The following is a 23705-nucleotide window of genomic DNA, read 5'->3' as shown; positions in this document are numbered from 1 at the left end:
AAGAAGGAAGGGATTTATTATGAGTCAACGAACACATACGTGTGGTGAAGTATTAGAAGGACTTGTTGGAAACAAAATCACTTTACAAGGATGGGTTAAAAAACGTCGTGATTTAGGGCAAGTTATTTTCATTGATTTACGCGATCGCTCAGGTCATGTGCAAGTAGTGTTTAATGGTGAAAAATATCCGGAAGCTTTGGAAATAGCGGAAAAAGTTCGAAACGAGTATGTTATTGAAGTAACTGGAATGGTAGTAAAAAGAGACGAAGATAATTTCAATGAACTTATTTCAACTGGGAAAGTCGAAGTGATGGTTGAAGAAATTGAAATACTTAACGCAGCAAAAGGTCTTCCATTTATGATTGAAGATGATGTAGAAGTTTCTGAAGATGTAAGATTGAAGTATCGTTACCTGGACTTGAGACGTCCTAAAATGTATGAAACGATGAAGCTGCGTTATAGAACAACAAAAATGATCCGAGATATTTTAGATGAAGAAAGTTTTATGGAAGTAGAAACACCAATGCTTACGAAAAGCACACCAGAAGGTGCCCGTGATTACCTAGTTCCATCACGTGTTCATCACGGTCAGTTTTATGCACTACCGCAATCACCTCAGCTTTTTAAACAGTTATTAATGGTGTCTGGATTTGAGAGATATTTCCAAATCGCTCGCTGTTTCAGAGATGAAGACCTCCGAGCGGATCGTCAACCGGAATTTACACAGGTAGATATTGAAGCGTCTTTTATGGGGAAAGAAAACTTAATAGCGATGATGGAAAAAATGATGGGTACTATCTTGAAAGAATTGAAAGGAAAAGATGTTCCTAAACAATTCCCTAGATTGACGTATCATGAAGCGATGAATCGCTTTGGCTCGGATAAACCAGATACACGTTATGGAATGGAACTTGTTGATGTTTCCGAGCTAGTGCAAAACAGTGACTTTAAAGTTTTTGCCAGCACCGTTAATAATGGTGGAGTTGTGAAAGGGATATGTGTGAAAGGAGTCGCTGATAATTACTCACGAAAAGACTTAGATGGACTAAGTGACTTCGTTGGGATATATGGTGCAAAAGGATTAGCGTGGGTGAAGGTAGAGTCAGAAAATACATTAAAAGGGCCAATTGCAAAATTCTTTAATGCTGATGCGTCAACTGAATTGATCCAAAGTTTTGAGGCAGAAGCGGGAGATATTTTATTTTTTATAGCAGATAAAAAGCAAGTGGCTTGGGATGCTTTAGGGGCATTGCGTATTAAATTTGCTAAAGAGTTAGAACTTGTTAATCATGATGAATATAACTTCTTATGGGTAACGGAATTCCCACTTCTTTCTTACGATGAAGATTCGAATCGCTATGTTGCAGAACATCATCCATTCACTAGACCTATAAAAGAGGATGAGAGCTTGTTAGAAACGTCTCCAGAAAATATAAGAGCAGAAGCCTATGATCTTGTTTTAAACGGTTATGAGCTAGGTGGAGGCTCTCAGCGTATTTATGAGAGGGACTTACAAGAAAAAATGTTTACGGCGTTAGGTTTCTCAGAAGAAGAAGCAAAAAGTCAGTTCGGGTTTTTGTTAGATGCTTTTGAATATGGAACACCTCCACATGGAGGAATTGCTCTTGGGTTAGATCGTTTGGTTATGATATTAGCCGGAAGAAGTAACCTTAGAGAAACGATTGCATTCCCTAAAACGGCAAGTGCAAGCTGCTTGTTAACGAATGCACCTAATGATGTTAGTGATGCTCAATTAGATGATTTACATTTATCTATTAAGCCAAAGAAAAAAGAAAATAAAGAATAAATTAATAAATTAGGATAGTGCTTCTGATGAGAATTTCATCGGAAGCACTTTTTTTAGTGTAGCGGGCTAAGTGAAGGAGATAGCGCCTTTCAGTTACTTGTGGCCGCGTATTCGGGAAGTAAAGGGTGGTTATAGTGACCGAAGCGAGAGAGCGTGGACGGTGAAAGGCAGTAAGCGAGTTGTATAGCGCCTTTTAGTTTTAAAGGACAAAAAAGGGTTTCTTTTTTATACATGAAGTAAGTTTAACTTCGTTAAAGGACTAAAGCATAAAAACGAAGGTTTACGTGTGGAATTGGCTTTAAGCTTTTTTTAGGATCTACCTACCATTTGAGAGGTCATTGACAGGTAAAAAGTCTGAAAATTAAAAAAACACGTTGATTAATTGTTCATCTCATGTATAATGAACTTGAGAGAATTTATATAAGATCAACTTGTTAACGAAATCTTCACATATTTTATTAGTTGATTTCAGTTGCATTTTGGTTAAGGGTTATGTATTATATAAGTATAGTCAGTTTATATTTTTAAGGGTCCTATGATGTGCGTCATTACTTAGCGTCTTGAGCCAACACTTCAACATCGGGAGCTTGACGTCTCATATTAAATAACACGCCCTAGAAAGATTTTAGGGAAGTTAGGAGATGTGGGTAGAGCACCCACCTGCCAATGCAGGTTCAAAGCTAAAGTCTTTAAACGGCATACACGGGACTCTTAACATTATTATATTAAAAAAACACCTGAGAAGGTGTTTTTTTATTTTATGCATTAAATAGTATAAATTTTCGACGCATATGTATGTTTATGATATGTCCAAGAAGATCAAAGTAATCTGATCGGAATATCGTTCAAAACCTTTAATGAACTAGGTTTCCAGTTTAAATTGTGGTATAGTTTCTAATTGATACTTAACTAGAAGGGGTCGACATAGATGTTACATCAATTTTCAAGAAATGAACTAGCTATCGGTAAAGATGGCGTTGAACAATTAAAGAACAGCACTGTTGCTGTATTAGGAGTTGGTGGTGTAGGTTCTTTTTCAGCAGAAGCTCTCGCACGCTCAGGAATAGGGAAAATCGTATTAGTTGATAAAGATGATGTAGATATTACAAACGTTAACCGACAAATTCATGCACTGCTATCGACTGTTGGAAGACCCAAAGTGGATTTGATGAAAGAACGGATTGCTGATATTAATCCAGAATGTGAAGTTGTCGCATTGAAAATGTTTTACACAGAAGAAACATACGAACAATTTTTTAACTACGATTTGGATTTTGTAGTAGATGGATCAGATACTGTAAGTTATAAAGTACATCTAATGAAAGAATGTTTAGATAGGAACATTCCAATTATTTCAAGCATGGGCGTAGCCAACAAGATGGACCCAACCCAATTGAAAATAGTTGATATATTTGAAACGAAGTATGATCCACTAGCAAAGGTCATTCGTAGAAAGCTTAGAAAGTTAGGGATAACAAAAGGGATTAATGTTGTCTATTCGGAAGAATCTCCTATTCAAATAAGGGAAGAAATTCGGCAAGAGATTGTTTCTAAAAAACAAGAGGAAGGGTCGATTCGTAAGGCGAAAATGCCACCATCATCCAATGCTTTTGTTCCATCCGTATCTGGGTTAATTATGGCTGGACATGTTATTACATCGTTGTTAGAAGATATTCATATAGAACGTCGTGATGGAGAGTGAGGGAAACCTCACTCTTTTTTTGCACTGTTATCATTTTGTGTTGATATTTAAAATTATTATAAATAATTTGTGAAATATCTCTCTAAAACTTTGTGTTTTATTGAGCAATAGTGCGGTTTTTCATGTGAATTAATTAACATTACTAACTAATTGTTAACTTCTATCGTTATTATAAAGGTTAAAGAATGTGTTTTTTGTATATACAAGTGAAAGCGTTATATTTATTTTGTCATACTGTATTGAATTAATGCAAAACATTTCTTATAATGAAAGCACTTACATAAGGTCATCAGATGATCAGCTGTTAAGTTGACTGATGAAGATGGGAGGAGAAGTCTTAAGGGGAAGGGCGAACTTACTAAAATACTAACGTGACTGTCAATTTAAATGGGGGAGATATTATGTTACTACTACTAACAGCTTTTAGCGCAATCATAGCACCATTTGTATTTTTAGTGCTTTTGAGAATGCCAGCAAGAAAAGGAATGTTATACAGTGCAATAATTGTTATTTTACTTGGTTTTTTTGTTTGGGGATTAGAATTCGATATCTTATCCGCTTCTATTTTACAAGGTACGCATAGAGCCATAACTATTTTATTTATTTTATTCGGTGCTATTGTCTTATTAAATACATTAAAGCATACAGGAGCAGTAGATAGAATCAACGAAGGTTTTCGGAATATATCTCCGGATATGCGTGTTCAAGTGGTTATCGTTGCTTTCTTGTTTGGTAGTTTAATAGAGGGAGCAGCTGGATTTGGAACACCGGCAGCTGTTACAGGGCCTTTACTTGTAGCATTAGGTTTCACACCGCTTGCAGCTGCAACAACAGCATTAATAGCAGATAGTACTGCTGTTTCATTCGGGGCAGTTGGAACGCCGATCGTTGTTGGTTTAAGTAACATAGAAGGAGCAGGAATCGCATTTTTCCAAGATATCGGTATAAAAATTACGTTAATGGACTTATTAGTTGGAACATTAATGCCATTCATAATTATTCTTGTTCTGACGATTGCATTCGGAAAGAAAAAAGGATTATCTAGTGCATTGTCTATGTTGCCATGGGCGCTAGTTGTTGGTGCATCATACAGTGTTTCAGCAGCAGCTTACGCTTACTTATTCGGACCGGAATTTGTCTCCATTCTTGCTTCAATCACAGCGATAGCTATCGCAACTATTACAGCTAAAAAGAAATTCTTACTTCCAAAAGCTACATGGCAAGATGCTCTTGCTGACGGATTTAAAGCGGAGACGAAAAAATCTGAGATGAGTCTTGTATCCGCGTGGAGTCCTTACTTCATCGTTGTTGCATTGCTGTTACTTACAAGAATCGTACCAGCTGTACAAGAATTTGCTCAAACAGCAATTGATTTAAGTTGGAACAATATTCTAGGGTTTGAGGGTGTTGGTTCTGCTTGGCAAGTGCTGTATTCACCAGGGGCAGTTCTCGTTGTCGCAGCATTAATTTCTGTATTTACTCAGAGAAAAACGTTGAAAGTGTTTGGGCAAGCATCAAAAGAATCGCTTAATTCGATTAAAGGTGCTGCTCTAGCATTAGTTCCTACGTTAGCGCTCGTGCAAGTATTTACTAACTCTGGAATCAATGCAAATGACTTAGTGGCGATGCCGGAATACATCGCTTTATCGATGGCTTCTACTCTTGGAGGAATGTGGGTTTTTGTTGCACCATACCTTGGAATACTCGGAGCGTTTATTACTGGTAGTGCAACGGTATCAACACTAACCTTCTCTCCGATTCAATATAATGTTGCAATGGAGATGGGATTAAATTCAAACGTTATTTTAGCTCAACAAGTAGCGGGATCAGCGGCAGGAAATATGATATGTGTGCATAATGTTGTTGCCGCTTCCGCCGTTGTAGGATTGGTAGGAAAAGAAGGGGAAATTATCCGTAAAACACTAGCTCCGGCACTTGTATACGGATTGTTAATAGGAATAGCTGGAACAGTATTACTTTGGTTTATGTAATCTAATCTCTTCAAAGGGGAGTATATTCCTCCCCTTTTTCCAAATATTTATATAGCGATAAATAAAACAAGTAATAAAAAATGAGAGACAGCTCTATTTTAAAACTCACTTTTGATATAAACTTATTAATAAAGTATTTTATTTTATCTTAAGTCATCAGATGACCTTACCACTAAAACTAAAGAGGAGGATATGTTATGAAAGTTTCTTTGTTTTTAACATGTCTAGCAGATGTTGTTTATCCGGCGTCTGTCGGAAAAAGTACCGTGGAAATTCTAGAACGTTTGGGATGTGAAGTAGACTTTCCGAAAAAGCAAACTTGTTGTGGGCAACCTGCATTTAATAGTGGGTTTCACCGTGAATCCCGTGATGTTGCCAAACATATGATAAAAACATTTGAAGAGGCAGAGTACGTTGTATCCCCATCAGGCTCTTGTGTGACAATGTTACATGAATATTCGAAATTATTTTCCGAAGACCCTGAATGGCAAGAACGAGCGAAAGCATTATCTGATAAATCTTTTGAGTTAACTCAGTTTATCGTTGATGTTTTAAAAGTAGATGATGTCGGAGCAGAGTTTCATGGCAATGTAACGTATCACACGTCGTGTCATATGACTCGACTGCTGAAAGTAAAAGAAGCCCCAATGAAATTATTGGAGAATGTAAAAGGTTTGAAATTCACAGAGCTTCCTAACAAACAGCAGTGCTGCGGTTTTGGTGGTACGTTTAGTGTGAAAATGGTTCCTATTTCAGAACAAATGGTTAATGAAAAGGTAGAACATATTGAAGAAACGGATGCAGAAGTTTTAATAGGAGCAGATTTAGGTTGTTTGATGAATATTGGTGGAAGAATCGAACGTCAAGGGAAACCGATTAAAGTAATGCACATTGCCGAAGTTTTAAATAGTCAAGCATAAATGGGGGTGAAAGCATGGGTGTGAAAATAGGAGAAGGCAAGTTTTTTGAACGGGTAGATAAAGGGATCAATGATAAATTCATGAGAAAAGCTGTGAAAGAGGCCCAAACGCGTTTGGAAGGGCGGAAAACACAAACGACAGAAGAAATGGGAAACTGGGAAGACTGGCGTGATCTTTCCGAAGAAATACGACAGCATACATTAGAGAACTTAGATTATTATTTAGATCAATTTGTGGAAAACGTAGCCAAACAAGGTGGTCATGTCTTTTTTGCTGAAGATGCTGCGGAAGCAAATGAATACATTACTTCTGTGGTAAAAAAGAAAGAAGCGAAAAATATTATCAAGTCGAAATCAATGGTGACTGAAGAAATTAGTATGAATGAAGCGTTAGAAGAGTTAGGTTGTAACGTTGTGGAATCGGATTTAGGCGAATGGATTCTCCAATTAGACGATCATGATCCACCGTCACATATTGTCGTTCCAGCTCTTCACAAAAATAAGGAACAAATTAGAGATACATTCCGTGATAAAAGAAAGTATGACAAATCATCTGATCCTAACGAATTAGCACAATTTGCACGGGAACAGTTGAGAAAGGATTTTCTATCAGCTGAAGTCGGAATTACCGGTTGTAACTTTGCTGTAGCAGAATCAGGGACAGTTTCATTGGTGACAAATGAAGGAAATGCAAGAATGGCGACAACTTTACCTAAAACGCAAATTACGGTTATGGGCATGGAAAGAATTGTTCCGACATGGAAAGAGTTAGATATTCTCGTAAGCATGCTTTGTCGCAGTGCGGTAGGTCAAAAATTAACGAGTTATATTACTGGACTAACGGCAACAAAGGAAGAAGGAGATGTGGACGGACCAGAAGAATTTCATGTCGTTATAGTTGATAACGGACGTTCTAAAATTTTGGGAACCCAATTTCAATCAGCGTTACAATGTATTCGCTGTGCAGCTTGTATTAATGTGTGTCCAGTGTATCGTCATGTTGGAGGGCACTCATACGGATCCATCTATCCAGGACCAATTGGAGCTGTTCTAACTCCTTTGCTTGAAGGGTATGATGACCATAAAGAACTCCCTTATGCATCAACGCTGTGTGCAGCTTGTACGGACGCTTGCCCTGTTAAAATACCGTTACATGAACTTCTCGTTGAACATCGACGAGTCATTGTGGAGCAATCAGGAAAATCTAGCTTTGGAGAAAAGTTAGCGATGAAAGGTTATGCGTATGCAGCAAGTAATCCTAGTGTATATAAAATAGGTTCAAGTTCGGCTCCTTCTTTTATCGGTCATGTTGCAAAAGGAGAAGATGGTCATGGAAAAGGTCCAGGTCCGGTAAAATTGTGGACGGATATCCGCGATCTTCCTGAACCAACGGGTGATACCTTCAGGAAATGGTATGTAAACCGCGAAAAAGGAGGAGGTAAATCATGACGACAGGTACAATTCATAATAAAGATAAATTTTTGCGTAAAATTGCTGATCAGTTAGGGAGAAAACGGAGGACGGAAAAAGTAGAGCTACCGAAGTGGAGCAAACTTCCTCAGTATGAAGTTTTTGATGGTTTATCAAAAGACGAGTTGCTCGATCAATTCGTTTTACAATGCGAAAATATTCATACGAATGTCGTTGTGACAACGCAAGCGGAATTAAAGGAAATGTTCCCGAAAATAATTAATGACCTAGGTGGAAAATCTATCGTTCATTGGAAAGATCCACGTTTTGATGAATATGGTTTACGTGAAGCATTGGAGAATCAAAAAAAATCAGGTGTTTCCGTCCATGAATGGAATAAAGATTTAGGGAAACGAAACATTGAAAAAGCGGAACAAGCAAATATCGGCATTACTTTTTCAGATGTGACATTAGCTGAGTCTGGGACTTGTGTTTTGCATAGTGATAATGGAAAAGGTCGTTCGGTAAGTCTTCTTCCAGAAAAATACTTGGCGATTATTCCAAAGAGTACGCTTGTTCCAAGAATGACACAAGCGACAGATAAAATTCACGAAATTGCCCAAAAAAATGGACGGATGCCATCATGCATCAATTTCATCTCTGGACCGAGTAACTCAGCAGATATTGAGTTACGGCTTGTAGTTGGTGTTCATGGACCTGTAAAAGCAACGTACATCGTTATAGATGATAAATAAAAATGATCACAAATGATAAAGTGCACTCATCATATTGATTAGTGCACTTTATCTATTATTTTGCAACTTTCTCAAGGTTTCCGTTTTTATCCATTCTAAAGGCGGCTGCATGTTTTTCTTCAGGATCCTCTTCTAAAATGGCCATCTTTCTTGCTCGATCCATGATTTTAATGATGGATTGATAGTCCTCTTCTATTCCTTGATATTGCTTCTCAAGCTGAGAATAAGCAGATTCTAATTCATGTACTTTTCTCTTCAATTCTTGATTTTCATTCTCTAACATAGTTTCTTTCGATCCATTTCCTTGCATGTTTCGCAAAAATGAGATCACTTTTTCAATTGTCATGTCGTTAGTAAGGTCATTTTTAAAATCATCTTTTCGATTGTATTCTTGTCTAGCAACTGGTTCCGCTGGTGCTACTTCGTGACTGAATTCTTCAATCATCGAAGGAGTCGCTTCTACTTTCGGTTGATATTGCTTATAAACATTGGGTTTTGATTCTTGTGCTAGTCGACGTTTTCGTTGTTTTCTGTGCTTTTTTGCTAGTTTGATTGCTTCATCATATTTATCTCTTACAACCGCATTCCAACGAAAACCACATGCTGCAGAAGTTCTGTTTAGAGCATCTCCTACTTCATCAAACGCATTTAACTGAGTACTACCTTCTCGAATATGTCGAAGAACGGTTTCTGCCAATAGTAGGTCATCTTCATGTGACCAAGCATCTTGTCTTACTTTCATTTCGTCCATCCCTTTCTATTAGAAACTTGTTCGTTTCTATTAAGATGGACAAAGTATCTTGAAAGTATACTAAGAGAGATTGTTCTAACTAAAAAACTATTGTCTATCGTTCTTTTTTCTTTGAGAAAAATAATCAAGTCGCTTTTGAACGGTTTTTTCGTAGCCGCTTGAAGAAGGGTTATAAAAAGTCTTTTCCTTAAGATGGTCAGGGAGATATTGTTGGACGACATAATGATTTTCATAATGATGTGGATAGAGGTAGTTTTTACCATGGCCTAGTTTCGCTGCACCTTTATAATGAGCGTCACGAAGATGGACAGGGACCTCTCCTGTTTTTTCTTTCTCTACGGTTTGTAAAGCATCATCAATTCCTTTGATTACCGCATTACTTTTAGGGGCGGTTGCCAAATAAAGAGCTGCTTCCGCTAAGGGAATTCGTGCTTCTGGCATACCGATGAATTCCACGGCTTGAAAAGCAGCTTCCGCTATTAATAACGCGTTCGGATCAGCTAATCCGATATCTTCTGCCGCATGGACATATAGTCTTCTAGCAATAAAGCGAGCATCTTCTCCTGCATAAATCATTTTAGCTAGCCAATACAGGGTTGCGTCTGGGTCTGAACCACGAATGCTCTTAATAAATGCCGATATCGTGTCGTAATGATTGTCACCAGCTTTATCGTAACGAATCATTCTTTTCTGAATCGATGCTTCCGCTGTTGTTAAGTCAATTCGAATAACTTCATCTTCACCAGGGTCGGTTGTTAATACAGCTAGTTCCACAGCATTTAATGCAGTTCTGGCATCGCCGTTTGCAATGTTAACGATATGAGAATAAGCATCATCATCTATATGAATTGAATAATTCCCAAATCCACGCTTTTCATCCTCTAAAGCTTGTTTGATCACTCGCTTTACTTCATTATCGGACAAGGATTGTAGTTTAAACAGACGAGAACGAGAAATGAGGGCAGGGTTCACTTCAAACATTGGGTTTTCAGTTGTAGCACCTATGAGAATGACGGTTCCATCTTCCACATAAGGTAATAATGCATCTTGTTGTCCCTTGTTAAAGCGATGGATTTCATCTATAAAAAGGACGGTTTTCTCATCCTCAAATGACAATCTATCTTTCGCTTTTTTTACAATTTCACGTATATCTTTAATTCCTGCAATAACCGCATTTAACTGTTCGAAGCGCGCTGCTGTCGTATTAGCAATCACTCGTGCTAACGTCGTTTTTCCAGTGCCCGGTGGTCCATGGAAAATCATCGGTGTTAACCGGTCAGCTTCAATAGCCCTTCGTAACAATGTTCCTTGACCAATGATTTCCTCTTGGCCGATGACTTCTTCTAATGATCTCGGACGCATCCTTGACGCTAATGGTCCTTTTGGTTGTTGGTGACTTGAGTAATTAAATAAATCCATGTATATTACCACCTTTTTCAAGACTCGATACCGAGTGATTATAGTTATATAGTCGTTATTAATGATTAGGATTTAGCAAACGCTAATGATTGCATTTTATCGTAATCATCAGTAAAATGCAGTTGTTATGAAGATTTGTATCATTGTTCATGCTCAAGTTGGAACAGAAGTCCTTGTTCTATGCTATAATGATTTCTAGATATGAACAAGATTTTCGTTTTACCATAGGTTTTTTTCTTGAGAGGAATGGACATGAATGGATTATATAAATGAACGGATTTTTTCAGAAACGCCTTGGTTTCGGTGGGGCGTTTTTCTCATTGGTATCATGATCATGAGTTTTGGTATTGCGTTAATGATTACCGCTGAACTAGGAAGTGCCCCTTGGGATGTTCTGCACATAGGGTTAACGAATCACTTTGGTTTAACTGTTGGAAGTTGGACAGTCATCATGGGATTTTTACTTCTTCTCGTTTCGACACTTATATCGAAAGAGTTACCGAAGTTAGGTGCCTATTTAAATATGATTTTTGTTGGAATGTTTGTGGATTTATTTTTATTTATATTACAAACACCACCATCCCTTTTAGCAAAAAGTATGATGCTTCTCGTTGGAATTATTATTATGGGTTTTGGGATTGGTGTATATATTTCTCCAAGATGTGGAGCAGGACCTAGAGATAGTATGATGTTGGCTATTTCTCAAAAAACAGGTGCTTCCGTTGCAAAAGTTAGAATTATGATGGAAATTATCGTGTTAGCTGTTGGATGGGGACTGGGAGGTCCAGTATTTGTTGGTACGATATTGTTTAGTTTATTCATTGGTCACATTACAGGCATTTCATTAATTTATTGTCAACAGTGGGTAGATAGAAGAATGGAAAGAGGGATGAACGTTGAAAATATCAACTAAAGGACGTTATGGTTTAACAATTATGATTGCATTAGCGAAAAAACATGGAGAGGGTCCTACGTCATTGAAGTCGATTGCTAACGACCACAATCTGTCTGAGCATTATTTGGAACAACTCATTGCTCCACTTCGAAACGCGACATTGGTGAAAAGTGTCCGAGGAGCATATGGGGGCTATATGCTGTCTAAAAATCCAGAAGAAATTACGGCTGGAGATATTATTCGAGTTCTTGAAGGACCAATTACGCCTGTGGAAATCATAGACGATGAAGAACCTGCAAAAAGAGATTTATGGATAAAGATTCGCGATGCAGTAAAAGACGTGTTAGATTCTACAACATTGGATGATTTGGCTAACTTTGAAGGCGAAGGTGACCAAGAGAATTATATGTTTTATATTTAAGAAATTTAAAGGTGTGAACAATATATGGAAAGTATTTATTTGGACCATGCAGCGACTTCACCAGTCCATCCAGAAGTTCTAAAAGCAATGCAACCGTATAATGAGACTTTTTTTGGGAATCCATCTAGTATACATCGGTTTGGAAGAGATGCTAGAAGAGGGTTGGATCAATCGAGAGAATATATTGCTCAAATAATCAACGCTTCATTTGAAGAAATTATTTTTACAAGTGGAGGAACGGAAGCAGATAATTTAGCTGTAATCGGTTCGGCTAATGCTAATAAACATAATGGGAAGCATGTCATCACTACCAAAATCGAGCATCATGGGGTGCTTCATGCATTTCAATATTTAGAAAAACAAGGCTTTCGGGTGACATATTTAGACGTAAATGAGCAAGGTGTTGTGTCTCTTGATCAACTTCATTCAGTGATATGTGACGAGACAATTCTTGTTTCTATTATGTTTGGCAACAATGAAGTAGGGACAATACAACCTATTCAAGAGATTGGGAACTTGTTATCTGAGCATCAAGCTATTTTTCATACGGATGCTGTACAAGCAGTCGGAATGGAACCAATAGACGTGAAAGTACAAGGAATTGATTTATTAGCTGCTTCAGGTCATAAATTAAACGGTCCGAACGGAATTGGTTTTTTGTATGCAAAAAAAGGTGTGAAGTTATCTCCATTACTGTTTGGAGGAGAACAAGAAAGAAAGCGGAGAGCAGGAACGGAAAATGTTCCTGCTATTGTTGGCATGAAAAAAGCGTTGGAACTAACAGTAAAAGAGCGTGAACAACGAAAAGAACAATATAATCACTTCAAAAAAAGAATGTTAGACATTTTTAATGAAGCTCACATCCCTTATCATTTAAATGGTTCTGAGAATGAAGGGTTAGCCCATATTTTAAACGTTAGCTTTCCTGGCTTGAATATTGAATCTATATTGATGAATCTAGATTTAGAAGGTGTCGCTGTATCAAGTGGTTCAGCTTGTACTGCAGGATCGATCAACCCTTCTCATGTGTTGATGGCAATGTATGATGACGAAAGCCTCAGTCATTCAGCAGTTAGGTTTAGCTTCGGTTATGGAAATGATCATGAACAAGTCGATAAAGCTGCTTACCTTGTTATTAAAGTCATGAAACGATTGATGAAATTAAAATGAAACATCTAGGAGGTGAGTAGAATGTCAGCTCACATAAGTGGAAAGGATAAAAACGATATTCGTGTCGTAGTAGGGATGTCTGGAGGTGTTGACTCTTCTGTTACAGCTAAAATTTTAAAAGATGAAGGGTATGAAGTTATCGGAATTTTTATGAAAAATTGGGATGATACCGATGATTCTGGGTTTTGCACAGCAACGGAAGATTATAATGATGTGATCCGAGTTTGCAACCAACTTGATATTCCTTATTATGCAGTGAATTTTGAAAAAGAGTATTGGGATAAAGTATTCACGTACTTTTTAGAAGAATATAAAGCAGGTAGAACACCAAATCCAGACGTCATGTGTAACAAAGAAATTAAGTTTAAGGCTTTTTTAGATCATGCTATGTCTTTAGGGGCAGATTATGTCGCTACTGGTCATTACGCCCAAGTAAGGCGTACGAATAATAAAGTAGAGTTACTTCGTGGGATTGACCAAAATAAAGATCAAACCTACTTTCTAAATGCACTTAGCCAAGAACAATTACAGCATGTCATGTTTCCACTAGGAGAAATTGAAAAACCACGAGTTCGTGAAATTGCCCATGAAGCAGAACTTGCTACGGCTTCAAAAAAAGACAGCACAGGTATTTGTTTTATCGGCGAACGAAATTTCAAAGAATTTCTTAGTGAATTTTTGCCAGCTAAACCAGGTGAAATGCAAACATTGGATGGAATTGTGAAAGGGAAACATGATGGTCTCATGTATTATACACTTGGCCAACGTCAGGGACTTGGTATCGGTGGAGCTGGGGAACCATGGTTTGTTGTAGGGAAAGATTTAGACACGAATGTACTACTTGTTGGACAAGGGTTTCATCACCCGGCACTATATTCCAATGGTTTAGTTGCAGAAGGATTAAATTGGATTTCAGGAGAGACACCTGTAGAATCTTTTCAATGCACTGCAAAATTCAGATATCGACAGCATGATCATGGAGTAACAGTTGAACCGTTACCAGATGGCAGTGTAAAAGTTTGGTTTGATGAGCCAGAGCGAGCGGTTACGCCAGGTCAATCCGTTGTGTTTTATAATGAAGAAGTATGTCTTGGTGGGGGAACGATTGATGTGGTAATCAAGGACTGATAATAATCAGTCCTTTTCTGTGTCCGCAATAAGAGATAAAATAGAGAGAAGATGAAAAGGAGAGTTTCTACAATGGATAAAAATGAACAAGCCGTCAAAGAAATGCAAGAAGGAAATATTGAAGAAGCAGCGAAATTATTAAATGATGCAATTGAGGAAAACCCTAAAGATGCCATTGCTTATATAAATTTTGGGAACTTATTATCGGCAGTTGGAGAAGACGACCGGTCGATTGCGTTTTACGATAAAGCGATTGAGTTAAATAAAAATTTAGCGACAGCTTATTACGGAAAAGGAAATGTACGATTTAATCAAGATCAATTTAAAGAAGCGGTAGAACTGTATCAGTTAGCAATGTCCCATGGACTCCATGAAGGGGACGTGTATTATATGCTTGGGATGAGTTTTTATCAACTAGGTGATTTTGTTCGGGCTCTTCCTAGTTTGAGTCGAGCGGTAGAACTGAATGAATCAGATAGTGATGCTCGTTTTCATTATGGCATGTGTTTAGCCCAAACGGAGCAGATCAATGAAGCGATTCCACAATTTGAAAAAGTCGTAAAGCAAGATCCTGAACATGCAGATAGTTATTTCAACCTTGGTGTTGGATATGCGTATAATGAAGATGCAGAAAAAGCTTTGGAAATGTTTGAGAAAGCACTTGAAATTCAACCTGATCATGCTCTTGCAGCTAACGGTGTAAAACAAATGAACGTTGCAATGAATAATGAGGACGAAAGAAAGTAGGATTATGATGAATCAGTCAAATGAAGAAAATAAAGATTATATAAAAGGAGAGCTTCTTCATTTGATTTTTCATAACGAGGATACTCTCTATACGGTAGCGAAAATGCGGGTGAATGAATCGGCTGAAAAATTGGACGATAAAGAAGTAACAGTGGTAGGGATGATGCCAGAACCTGAAAGAGACCTCACGTATCTTTTCCACGGTGTTTTCACAGATCACCCTAGGTTCGGACGTCAATATAAGTTTGAACAGTCACAAAAAGTGATGCCGGAAACAACTCAAGGGATTATTTTATACTTATCGAGTGATCGCTTCCCGGGAATCGGGAAAAAAACGGCTGAGGCGATTGTAGAAAATCTAGGGGTACACTGCATATCAATGATTTTAAACGATCGAAAAGTACTTGATAACATCCCAAAAATAAAGCCAGAGAAAGCAACCGAAATATATGAAACATTAATGGAAGATCAGGGTATAGAGCAAGTCCTTTTAAAGCTATACGAATTTGGTTTCGGAATTCAGCTTGCGATGAAAGTATATCAAGCTTATCATACGGAGGCTTTAAAGGTCATTCAATCGAACCCGTTTCGGATGGTGGAAGATGTGGACGGGATTGGATTTTCGAAAGCAGACTTAATTGGCAGAAAACAAGGATTAACGGGAAATCATCCAGACCGTTTGCGGGCTGCGATCTTATTTGTTATTCAAGATCAATCCCTTAGTGAAGGGAATGTTTTTGTCGAAAATGAAAAAGTGATTGAAGAGGCAAAACTTCTATTAGAAAAAGGAACTCATGAGGAAATATCTCCGCTAGATATAGCGGAACAAGTAATTCAACTTGGCGAAGAGGGTAAAGTAATTGTTGAGGACCAGCGAATGTACATGCCTTCTCTTTATTTTGCCGAACGTGGAATTGCTACAAATCTGCAACGATTGTTAGCAAATAAAAAAGAGATGGATGAGTTTCCTGAGTCTGAATTTTTAAAAGCATTAGGAAAAGTAGAAGAAGACCTAGGAATTAGCTATGCGCCATCTCAACGAGAGGGGATTGAACAAGCTTTGCACTCTCCTCTTTTGATTTTAACGGGTGGACCAGGAACAGGGAAAACCACGGTGATCAAAGGTTTAATAGAAGTGATCGGGCAGTTAAAAGGAATTTCGGTGGATCCAAACGATTACCACAAAAAAAAGAAGTCGTTCCCTATCCTTATGGCTGCACCAACGGGACGAGCAGCTAAACGAATGACAGAATCCACAGGTTTGCCTGCGTCAACAATCCATCGGCTACTTGGTTTTAAAGGAATTGATGGTGATTATTTCGAAAAAGGCGAAGATGATCAATTAGAAGGAGAACTTCTCATTCTTGATGAGATGTCGATGGTGGATACATGGTTAGCGAATCAACTGTTAAAAGCAGTTCCAAATCATATGCAAGTTATTTTTGTTGGCGATGAGGACCAACTTCCATCGGTAGGTCCGGGACAAGTGCTGGCAGATTTGTTAGATTCAGGAGTCATACCATCTGTACAACTCATTGATATTTATCGTCAATCAGAAGGATCAAAAATTATAGAATTTTCTCACCAAATTAAACACGGTGAACTACCGGAAATGATTGATCAACATAGCAAAGATTTACGTTTTTTCCCATGTGAACAAGAAAAGGTTCCTGAAGCAGTGAAACAAATTTGCCAAAGAGCGGTAGCAAAAGGATTCCGAGCCAAAGATATCCAAGTGTTAGCTCCCATGTACCGAGGGGTTGCAGGTGTGGAAAATTTAAATGATATGTTACAGACGCTGTTCAACCCTAAAACAGATCAACGAAGAGAAGTGCCATTTGGAGATGTGGTTTATCGGGTTGGAGATATGGTCCTACAGTTGGTTAATAATCCAGAAGACAACGTTTATAATGGAGATAGAGGAGAAATCGTCTCTATTTTTACAGAGAAAGAAAATACTAAAAAACAGCTTCAGATCGTCATTTCTTTTGACGGGGAAGAAGTTGTTTATACGAAACCTGACTTAACTCAAATCACGCATGCTTATTGTTGCTCGATTCATAAATCGCAAGGAAGCGAATTTCCGATCGTCATCATGCCAGTTGTGAGAGGGTATTATAGGATGTTACGGAAAAAATTAATTTATACTGGTATTACAAGAGCAAAGGAATTTCTTTTATTATGTGGTGATTGGAAAGCGATGGAAATAGCTGTTGAAGCGAATCGTGATGTGAGGCGAAATACAACATTAAAGGAAAAGATAGCTGGATTGGAAATGGAATACACGAATGAATCAGAGGGTGCTGCTAAAGACTAAGAGTGTTCGAAAGGAGAGGAAATCCTTGAGAACCTTTAAAAAAGTCAAGGGAGCACCCATTCTTAATGGGAACAATCATCAGCTTGGTGTAATTACTGACCTTACGTATTGCTTAAAAGAGGGAAGAATTACAGGTTATTGGGTTCAAAATAGACGCTGGTGGTCAAAAGAGCACGTCTTACCACTCTCGGTTGTGGCATCCAAAGATAAACATTGCTTTATTGTTACTGAAAACCACCCCTTCGTGGCAAAAAAACATTCCGATTCACGATTTCTTCATGGGAAACACCGACTTATAGGTAGAGCGGTGAATCAAAAAGATGGGGAGATGATTGGAATCGTTGAAGATGTATATTTTTTGCCAGATTCGGGAAAAATTTTAGGGTATGAATTGACAGAAGGCCTGTTTGAGGATTTGAAACAAGGTTTTAAAGTTGTAAAAACGAAACACTTTGCAGTGGAAGATAATCAGACGTTGTTACTGGATTGATTCTACTGTCTGAAATACTGGCAATATTCATATCCTAGGAGGGGTGTTATGCGTTGCCCAAATTGTAAAAGTCGAGATATAGGTAAAATTGGAACGAACCAGTACTATTGCTGGGATTGCTTTATTGAACTATCAGTGTCTGATCGCCAGCTACACCTCCACCAGGTGGAAGCGGACGGTTCGTTAAGCTCCCTTGACGATTTATTTGCTGAAAATGAAAGGCAGATTGACTTGTAAAAATAAGGGGGTGATCTTAATGAGAGCCCTAGCATCTTTAGTTGCCGTTGGAGTGGGAGCATATGCGTACGTTGCTTCAATGGATAGAAAAACAAAAAGACGTTGGAAAAAGCGGATGACTTCTATGGATTTTTCCATGATAGAAGAGCTTATGCCTAATCAACGAATGATGAATCAGGTGAGAAGACAAATATCAAAATCTTTCTCATAATGTTTCATAAATACGTTAAGGCTGTGAAGACAGACGTGATTATTCACGTCTGTCTTTTCAACAGAATTCAATAAATATTATTGGGTTAGGGGGGGCTCTGTTGTGATCAATCCTTCAAGTGATCAGTTGAAAAAATGGATATATGGACTTGTTATCATTCTGTTAGTTGCTTTATTAGTAGCGGGGCTTTTTTTCTTTCTCTCGTTTTTAACGCCATTTTTTAAAACAATGATGAAAGTTATTATCCCATTTCTAATTGCAGGTTTTATTATTTACTTAGTTCATCCTTTTGTAGAATTTATGGAGAAAAAGAATATACCTAGACCGTTATCGATTTTATTTATTTTTGCGATAATACTTAGTATGTTTGTCACAATAATCTTGAAAGGTACACCTTATCTCATAAGAGAAGGTGAAGCACTTTTAGAACAACTCCCAGACATAACGAAAACGTATCGAGAAATTCTACAGACTATGTATCAGGAAATTTCTTATTTTCCTAAAGCCGTTCAAGACCAAATCGATGAATGGGTTCATCGAGGGGAAGCTTGGGTAGGGACAGCATTAGAAGAGATAGGTAGTGCTCTCATGACATTATTGGATTGGACGCTACTTTTATTTGTTATCCCATTTATCGTATTTTATGGGTTAAAAGATATTCCTTTACTGCAGAGATCCGTTTGGTATATTACACCAAAACGGATGCGTAAAACAGGTAAAGAGGTTATTAAGGAATTAGATCATACGTTAGGTTCTTATATTCGAGGACAAATCATCGTTGGAATATTTGTAGGAGTCCTTTCTTTGGTCGGTTTCTGGATTATTGATATGCCTTATGGAGGTCTTTTAGCTATCTTTATAGGGCTAACGAATATCATCCCTTATTTCGGACCTATATTAGGAAGTGTACCGGTTTTGTTGCTTTCTCTGACTGAGTCCATTGAACTGATGATTTTAGGGCTTGTTATTGTTTTTGCCGTACAAATATTAGAAGCCAATGTATTAGCCCCTGTGATTGTAGGAAAAAGTATTCACGCTCACCCTCTATTGATCATTTTTGCACTCATTTTAGGGAGTGAGTTGGCAGGGTTTGTTGGTCTCATTTTGGCGGTGCCAATTTTTGCTGTTCTGAAGGTCCTCGCTCTGCATTGGAGGCAAATAATCAGGGAGCGAAGAGGGATATATGATTGACAAATGCGAATTGCATTTCTATAATAACGAATATACATATACTTAATTTGATGACAGAGAAAGATAATCAAAGTCCATCCATGCTAAAGGTTAGCAGCAGAGAAGAATTTCCTAGGCTGAAAGAAATTCTGGGTGAAGAGTGATTATTTGCTACTCTTGAGAGCAGGCTAAAACCTGCCGGTACTCGACCGTTATTCGTGACGAGGTGGCATGGTAAGTAATGATATCTTACTATGTAACTAGGGTGGTAACGCGTGATATTTTCTCGTCCCTTTTAAAGGGAGGGTTTTTTTTTATGGGATAAGCTTCTGTGAGAGCCTCTACCCCGCTGTCATTGATGACATAAAATGAGATCAAAGAAGCTAATAAACAAGGAGGTAATTAAGATGAAACAACTAAGTTCAGCTGAAGTAAGACAAATGTTTCTCGATTTTTTCAAAGAAAAAGGTCATAGCGTGGAGCCAAGTGCATCCCTTGTTCCCCATGAAGATCCTTCGTTACTCTGGATCAATAGTGGGGTAGCTACATTGAAAAAGTATTTTGACGGACGCGTGATTCCTGACAACCCAAGAATAGTAAATGCACAAAAATCAATTCGAACAAATGATATTGAAAACGTTGGGAAAACAGCTAGGCATCACACATTCTTTGAAATGCTTGGAAACTTTTCTATTGGGGATTACTTTAAAAAAGAAGCCATTCACTGGGGATGGGAATTTTTAACCAGTGAAAAATGGATTGGTTTTGACGCTGACAAATTAGCTGTCACGATTTATCCGAATGATGACGAAGCTTTTAATATTTGGCACAAGGAAATTGGATTACCTGAAGAGAGGATTATTCGACTAGAAGAAAATTTTTGGGATATTGGTGAAGGACCTTGTGGGCCTAATACAGAGATTTTTTATGACCGTGGAGAAGAATATGGTAATGATCCAAATGATCCTGAAATGTTCCCTGGCGGAGAAAATGAAAGGCATTTAGAAGTGTGGAACCTTGTTTTTTCTCAGTTTAATCATAATCCTGATGGAAGTTATACGCCGCTACCTAAGAAAAATATTGATACAGGATTGGGGTTAGAACGAATGGTGTCCGTTATCCAAGATGCAAGAACGAATTTCGACACCGATTTATTTATTCCAATCATCCGCTTATCTGAGCAAATTTCAGGTAAATCTTACGGAAAAGACGGGGATATCGATACAGCATTTAAAGTTGTTGCTGACCACATTCGTACTGTTACATTTGCAGTTTCGGATGGGGCTCTTCCATCCAATGAAGGAAGAGGCTACGTTTTACGCCGATTACTTAGAAGAGCGGTCCGTTATGCAAAACAGTTAGATATTCACGAACCGTTCATGTATAAGTTGGTGGCAGTTGTAGGTGAAATCATGAAAGACTTCTATCCAGAAGTGGTAGAGAAGCAAACTTTCATTGAAAAAGTCGTTCGAACAGAAGAAGAAAGATTTCATGAGACATTAAACGATGGTTTAGCGATGTTAAATAAACTAATCGAAAAAGCGACAGAAACTAAATCTGAGATGATTTCAGGAGAAGATGCATTCCGTCTATATGATACATTTGGTTTCCCAGTAGACTTGACCGAAGAGTATGTAGCAGATGCTGGTCTGCAGTTAGATCGAGAGAGTTTCGAAAAAGAAATGAAAAAGCAACGAGATAGAGCAAGAGCAGCAAGACAGGAATCTGGTTCCATGCAGTTACAAGATGAAATATTAGGCAGTATTAATGAACCAAGTGAATTTACTGGATATAATAATCTAGAATCGATGTCGGTTGTAAAGGCAATTGTAAAAGATAAAGAACTTGTAGAAAAAGTTTCTAAAGATGAAAAAGTTCAAATTATTCTTGATCAAACGCCTTTTTATGCAGAAAGTGGTGGTCAAGTAGCTGATGTTGGAAGCTTAAACAATCAAGAAGTAGTACTTGAAGTTATTGATGTCCAAAAAGCTCCAAACGGTCAAAATCTTCACACTGTTCATGTTCAATCAGGAGAGCTTAAGCAAGGCGCAAGGCTAGAAGCTAAAGTGGAAGGTAGGACCCGCACAGGTATTGTGAAAAATCATACTGCTACGCACTTATTACATCAAGCATTAAAAGATGTGATTGGTGAACATGTTAACCAAGCAGGATCGCTAGTTCAACAGGATAGACTTCGATTCGACTTTTCACATTTTGGACAAGTATCTGAAGATGAAATAGAGAAGATCGAACAAATAGTGAATGAAAAAGTTTGGGAAGGTATTACGTTAAAAACGGAAGTCAAGTCTCTTAAAGAGGCGAAAGAAATGGGGGCCATGGCTCTATTTGGTGAAAAATATGGGGATAAGGTTCGTGTTGTTCAAGTAAATGATTACAGTGTCGAACTGTGTGGTGGATGTCATGTAAATAATACAGCCGAAATAGGTTTGTTTAAAATTGTATCAGAAGCAGGAATCGGAGCAGGTATTCGTCGAATAGAAGCTGTGACAGGAAAAAAAGCTTACGAATTTATGAATGGTCAAGTGGATAAATTACGAGAAGCTGCTAGTATATTGAAAACGAAACTTACAGAAGTTCCATACAGGGCAGACCAACTTCAAAAGCTGTTAAAAGAAAAGGAAAAAGAAAACGAGTCACTATCTGCAAAATTAAGTCAACTTCAGGCAGGAGATTTGTTATCCGATGTTCTAGAGCTTAACGGTGTCAAAGTACTAGCTAAAAAAGTCACCGGTACAGACATGAATGGTTTGCGTAAGATGGCAGATTCTTTAAAAGAAAAATTAGAATCGGGAATTATTGTACTTGCATCTGTAAGTAGTGGTAAAGTCAGTATCGTTTCTAGTGTTTCAAAAGATTTAGTGAAAGAAGGTCACCATGCAGGTAATATCGTAAAAGAAGTGGCAACGGTTTGTGGTGGCGGAGGTGGTGGCCGCCCTGATATGGCACAAGCAGGTGGAAAAAATCCAGCTAAAATAGATGAAGCTTTGAACATTGTCCCTGAATTAATAAAAAGAAATGTCTAATTAAACAAGAAATGTGTACAATATTAGACAAGTATATTAAACTAAAGTGGACAATGTTTGAACCTTTTCTTTCAAAGAAGGAGAGAGGTGGGAGTGCTATGAGTTCGATGGATAATACGATGAAGTTTAATTTTAACGATGATTCAATGAATGAAGATGTAAAAGATGTTCTTTTAACAGTTTATTCTTCCCTTGAAGAAAAAGGCTACAACCCAATTAACCAAATTGTTGGGTACCTATTGTCTGGGGATCCTGCATATATTCCTCGTCACAACGATGCCAGGACCCTCATAAGAAAAATAGAACGAGATGAACTGATTGAAGAATTGGTTCGATCGTATTTAGCTCACCATCAAAAGGAGAAGCTATGAAAGCCTTAGGGTTAGATGTTGGAACAAAAACAATAGGCGTCGCTGTGAGCGACGCCTTCGGTTGGACGGCTCAAGGAATCGAAACAATTAAACGAAACCAGGACGAGCCGGAAGAAGATTTTCTACGAATTGAAAAATTAATTTCAGAAAATGATGTAACAAAGGTTGTCGTAGGACTACCTAAAAATATGAATGGTACGATTGGTCCAAGTGGCGAGCTTTGCCAAGATTTCGCGAAAAAATTGGAAGCAAGGACAAATTTAGTTGTAGATCTTTGGGATGAACGGTTGACTACCGTTGCAGCTGAAAGAATGCTTGTATCGGCTGATGTAAGTAGAAAAAAACGAAAAAAAGTAATTGATAAAATGGCGGCTGTTATGATCTTACAAGGTTATTTAGATCGTCAGTCCTAATCAAGGAGGAAATTTTTGTGTCAGATGTAAATATTAATGAAGTTAGTGAAGATGAGCGCATTGTGATTCCAGATGAAAATGGAGACGAACATTTATTTCAAGTGTTGTTTACATTCGATGTTGATTCAACAGAAAAATCGTATATGGTTCTTGCACCAGAAGGCTCAAATGAAAGTGAAGACGACGAAATAGAAGTCCATGCTTTCCGATTTGAAGAACCAGAAGGAGAAGAGTTGGCTCTTTTCCCAATTGAAACAGATGAAGAGTGGGAAATGGTTGAAGAACTGTTAAACACATTTTCAGATGGAATGGAAGAAGAATAAAACTTATCTTTTTC

Annotated in this window: 22 protein-coding genes and 1 other RNA gene; 21 read left to right on the top strand and 2 right to left on the bottom strand. The window is 37.9% G+C overall.

Translation table 11 applies throughout. The features are described from left to right. Nucleotides 1-19 precede the first annotated feature (19 nt). The 7 genes from aspS (at nucleotide 20) to QDN89_RS03035 (ending at nucleotide 8584) form a co-directional block, all read left to right on the top strand. The gene (gene aspS / locus QDN89_RS03065; protein WP_280768601.1) at nucleotides 20-1807 is read left to right on the top strand and encodes an aspartate--tRNA ligase; all 1788 of its coding nucleotides are present in this window, start codon (nucleotides 20-22) and stop codon (nucleotides 1805-1807) included. 527 nt (nucleotides 1808-2334) lie between these two features. Next, nucleotides 2335-2520: non-coding RNA, 6S RNA (gene ssrS, locus QDN89_RS03060), on the top strand. Nucleotides 2521-2735: 215 nt separating this feature from the next. Further along, nucleotides 2736-3509 (top strand): tRNA threonylcarbamoyladenosine dehydratase, encoded by a 774-nt coding sequence (locus QDN89_RS03055; protein WP_280768600.1) that lies wholly within the window; start codon nucleotides 2736-2738, stop codon nucleotides 3507-3509. A gap of 401 nt (nucleotides 3510-3910) precedes the next feature. Beyond that, nucleotides 3911-5500 (top strand): L-lactate permease, encoded by a 1590-nt coding sequence (locus tag QDN89_RS03050; protein ID WP_280768599.1) that lies wholly within the window; start codon nucleotides 3911-3913, stop codon nucleotides 5498-5500. A 197-nt stretch (nucleotides 5501-5697) separates the two neighbouring features. Further along, nucleotides 5698-6420 carry a (Fe-S)-binding protein gene (locus QDN89_RS03045; protein WP_280768598.1) on the top strand — a complete coding sequence of 241 codons (723 nt, stop codon included), beginning with the start codon at nucleotides 5698-5700 and terminating at the stop codon, nucleotides 6418-6420. A 14-nt stretch (nucleotides 6421-6434) separates the two neighbouring features. After that, nucleotides 6435-7868 (top strand): LutB/LldF family L-lactate oxidation iron-sulfur protein, encoded by a 1434-nt coding sequence (locus tag QDN89_RS03040; protein WP_280768597.1) that lies wholly within the window; start codon nucleotides 6435-6437, stop codon nucleotides 7866-7868. Beyond that, nucleotides 7865-8584: a LutC/YkgG family protein gene (locus tag QDN89_RS03035; protein WP_280768596.1), complete on the top strand. Its 720-nt coding sequence runs from the start codon at nucleotides 7865-7867 to the stop codon at nucleotides 8582-8584. The genes QDN89_RS03040 and QDN89_RS03035 overlap by 4 nt, the downstream gene beginning before the upstream one ends. 55 nt (nucleotides 8585-8639) lie before the next feature. Here QDN89_RS03035 and QDN89_RS03030 read toward each other — a convergent pair whose 3' ends face one another. Beyond that, nucleotides 8640-9326 carry an RsfA family transcriptional regulator gene (locus QDN89_RS03030; RefSeq protein ID WP_280768595.1) on the bottom strand — a complete coding sequence of 229 codons (687 nt, stop codon included), beginning with the start codon at nucleotides 9324-9326 and terminating at the stop codon, nucleotides 8640-8642. A gap of 96 nt (nucleotides 9327-9422) precedes the next feature. Further along, entirely contained in the window at nucleotides 9423-10754 is a 1332-nt protein-coding gene (locus tag QDN89_RS03025; RefSeq protein ID WP_280768594.1) for an AAA family ATPase, read from the bottom strand. A gap of 256 nt (nucleotides 10755-11010) precedes the next feature. Between QDN89_RS03025 and QDN89_RS03020 the strand changes: the two genes are divergently transcribed. The 14 genes from QDN89_RS03020 (at nucleotide 11011) to QDN89_RS02955 (ending at nucleotide 23691) form a co-directional block, all read left to right on the top strand. Further along, nucleotides 11011-11667, top strand: coding sequence for a YczE/YyaS/YitT family protein (locus QDN89_RS03020; RefSeq protein WP_280768593.1), 657 nt, complete (start codon nucleotides 11011-11013; stop codon nucleotides 11665-11667). Further along, on the top strand, nucleotides 11651-12070 hold the full coding sequence (gene cymR / locus QDN89_RS03015; RefSeq protein ID WP_280768592.1) for a cysteine metabolism transcriptional regulator CymR: 420 nt from the start codon (nucleotides 11651-11653) through the stop codon (nucleotides 12068-12070). The genes QDN89_RS03020 and cymR overlap by 17 nt, the downstream gene beginning before the upstream one ends. 24 nt (nucleotides 12071-12094) lie before the next feature. Then, complete coding sequence (locus tag QDN89_RS03010; RefSeq protein WP_280768591.1) at nucleotides 12095-13240, top strand: cysteine desulfurase family protein; 1146 nt, start codon at nucleotides 12095-12097, stop codon at nucleotides 13238-13240. Nucleotides 13241-13261: 21 nt separating this feature from the next. Further along, a complete protein-coding gene (gene mnmA / locus QDN89_RS03005; RefSeq protein ID WP_280768590.1) occupies nucleotides 13262-14368 on the top strand; it encodes a tRNA 2-thiouridine(34) synthase MnmA in 1107 nt (368 codons plus the stop codon). A gap of 72 nt (nucleotides 14369-14440) precedes the next feature. After that, nucleotides 14441-15115 carry a tetratricopeptide repeat protein gene (locus tag QDN89_RS03000; RefSeq protein WP_280768589.1) on the top strand — a complete coding sequence of 225 codons (675 nt, stop codon included), beginning with the start codon at nucleotides 14441-14443 and terminating at the stop codon, nucleotides 15113-15115. 7 nt (nucleotides 15116-15122) lie between these two features. After that, nucleotides 15123-17432 (top strand): SF1B family DNA helicase RecD2, encoded by a 2310-nt coding sequence (gene recD2 / locus QDN89_RS02995; RefSeq protein ID WP_280768588.1) that lies wholly within the window; start codon nucleotides 15123-15125, stop codon nucleotides 17430-17432. Between the two features lie 25 nt (nucleotides 17433-17457). Continuing rightward, complete coding sequence (locus QDN89_RS02990; protein WP_280768587.1) at nucleotides 17458-17922, top strand: PRC-barrel domain-containing protein; 465 nt, start codon at nucleotides 17458-17460, stop codon at nucleotides 17920-17922. Between the two features lie 48 nt (nucleotides 17923-17970). Next, on the top strand, nucleotides 17971-18159 hold the full coding sequence (locus QDN89_RS02985) for a hypothetical protein (RefSeq protein WP_280768586.1): 189 nt from the start codon (nucleotides 17971-17973) through the stop codon (nucleotides 18157-18159). Between the two features lie 19 nt (nucleotides 18160-18178). Further along, nucleotides 18179-18370 (top strand): hypothetical protein, encoded by a 192-nt coding sequence (locus QDN89_RS02980; protein ID WP_280768585.1) that lies wholly within the window; start codon nucleotides 18179-18181, stop codon nucleotides 18368-18370. A gap of 102 nt (nucleotides 18371-18472) precedes the next feature. Then, the gene (locus QDN89_RS02975; RefSeq protein WP_280768584.1) at nucleotides 18473-19561 is read left to right on the top strand and encodes an AI-2E family transporter; all 1089 of its coding nucleotides are present in this window, start codon (nucleotides 18473-18475) and stop codon (nucleotides 19559-19561) included. Nucleotides 19562-19947: 386 nt separating this feature from the next. Then, complete coding sequence (gene alaS / locus QDN89_RS02970) at nucleotides 19948-22584, top strand: alanine--tRNA ligase (RefSeq protein WP_280768583.1); 2637 nt, start codon at nucleotides 19948-19950, stop codon at nucleotides 22582-22584. Nucleotides 22585-22682: 98 nt separating this feature from the next. Beyond that, the gene (locus QDN89_RS02965) at nucleotides 22683-22955 is read left to right on the top strand and encodes an IreB family regulatory phosphoprotein (protein WP_280768582.1); all 273 of its coding nucleotides are present in this window, start codon (nucleotides 22683-22685) and stop codon (nucleotides 22953-22955) included. Next, complete coding sequence (gene ruvX / locus QDN89_RS02960; protein WP_280768581.1) at nucleotides 22952-23368, top strand: Holliday junction resolvase RuvX; 417 nt, start codon at nucleotides 22952-22954, stop codon at nucleotides 23366-23368. Before QDN89_RS02965 ends, ruvX begins: the two co-directional genes overlap by 4 nt. A 17-nt stretch (nucleotides 23369-23385) precedes the next feature. Further along, nucleotides 23386-23691 carry a DUF1292 domain-containing protein gene (locus QDN89_RS02955; RefSeq protein ID WP_280768580.1) on the top strand — a complete coding sequence of 102 codons (306 nt, stop codon included), beginning with the start codon at nucleotides 23386-23388 and terminating at the stop codon, nucleotides 23689-23691. Nucleotides 23692-23705: the final 14 nt, after the last annotated feature.

Source organism: Salipaludibacillus daqingensis, from assembly GCF_029891575.1.
GTDB lineage: Bacteria > Bacillota > Bacilli > Bacillales > Salisediminibacteriaceae > Salipaludibacillus > Salipaludibacillus daqingensis.
The sequence above is the reverse complement of the archived record's forward strand: the minus strand, read 5'-3'. Positions and strand labels throughout refer to the sequence as shown.

Excerpts from the sequence above, each read along its gene's own strand:
- recD2 (WP_280768588.1), top strand. The coding sequence starts at position 15,123 with ATGAATCAGTCAAATGAAGAAAATAAAGATTATATAAAAGGAGAGCTT.
- QDN89_RS03040 (WP_280768597.1), top strand. The coding sequence starts at position 6,435 with ATGGGTGTGAAAATAGGAGAAGGCAAGTTTTTTGAACGGGTAGATAAA.
- QDN89_RS02980 (WP_280768585.1), top strand. The coding sequence starts at position 18,179 with ATGAGAGCCCTAGCATCTTTAGTTGCCGTTGGAGTGGGAGCATATGCG.
- mnmA (WP_280768590.1), top strand. The coding sequence starts at position 13,262 with ATGTCAGCTCACATAAGTGGAAAGGATAAAAACGATATTCGTGTCGTA.
- ruvX (WP_280768581.1), top strand. The coding sequence starts at position 22,952 with ATGAAAGCCTTAGGGTTAGATGTTGGAACAAAAACAATAGGCGTCGCT.
- QDN89_RS03025 (WP_280768594.1), bottom strand. The coding sequence starts at position 10,754 with ATGGATTTATTTAATTACTCAAGTCACCAACAACCAAAAGGACCATTA.
- aspS (WP_280768601.1), top strand. The coding sequence starts at position 20 with ATGAGTCAACGAACACATACGTGTGGTGAAGTATTAGAAGGACTTGTT.
- QDN89_RS03030 (WP_280768595.1), bottom strand. The coding sequence starts at position 9,326 with ATGAAAGTAAGACAAGATGCTTGGTCACATGAAGATGACCTACTATTG.
- QDN89_RS03000 (WP_280768589.1), top strand. The coding sequence starts at position 14,441 with ATGGATAAAAATGAACAAGCCGTCAAAGAAATGCAAGAAGGAAATATT.
- QDN89_RS03035 (WP_280768596.1), top strand. The coding sequence starts at position 7,865 with ATGACGACAGGTACAATTCATAATAAAGATAAATTTTTGCGTAAAATT.
- QDN89_RS03050 (WP_280768599.1), top strand. The coding sequence starts at position 3,911 with ATGTTACTACTACTAACAGCTTTTAGCGCAATCATAGCACCATTTGTA.
- QDN89_RS03055 (WP_280768600.1), top strand. The coding sequence starts at position 2,736 with ATGTTACATCAATTTTCAAGAAATGAACTAGCTATCGGTAAAGATGGC.
- QDN89_RS03045 (WP_280768598.1), top strand. The coding sequence starts at position 5,698 with ATGAAAGTTTCTTTGTTTTTAACATGTCTAGCAGATGTTGTTTATCCG.
- alaS (WP_280768583.1), top strand. The coding sequence starts at position 19,948 with ATGAAACAACTAAGTTCAGCTGAAGTAAGACAAATGTTTCTCGATTTT.
- QDN89_RS03020 (WP_280768593.1), top strand. The coding sequence starts at position 11,011 with ATGGATTATATAAATGAACGGATTTTTTCAGAAACGCCTTGGTTTCGG.
- QDN89_RS03010 (WP_280768591.1), top strand. The coding sequence starts at position 12,095 with ATGGAAAGTATTTATTTGGACCATGCAGCGACTTCACCAGTCCATCCA.
- QDN89_RS02985 (WP_280768586.1), top strand. The coding sequence starts at position 17,971 with ATGCGTTGCCCAAATTGTAAAAGTCGAGATATAGGTAAAATTGGAACG.
- QDN89_RS02965 (WP_280768582.1), top strand. The coding sequence starts at position 22,683 with ATGAGTTCGATGGATAATACGATGAAGTTTAATTTTAACGATGATTCA.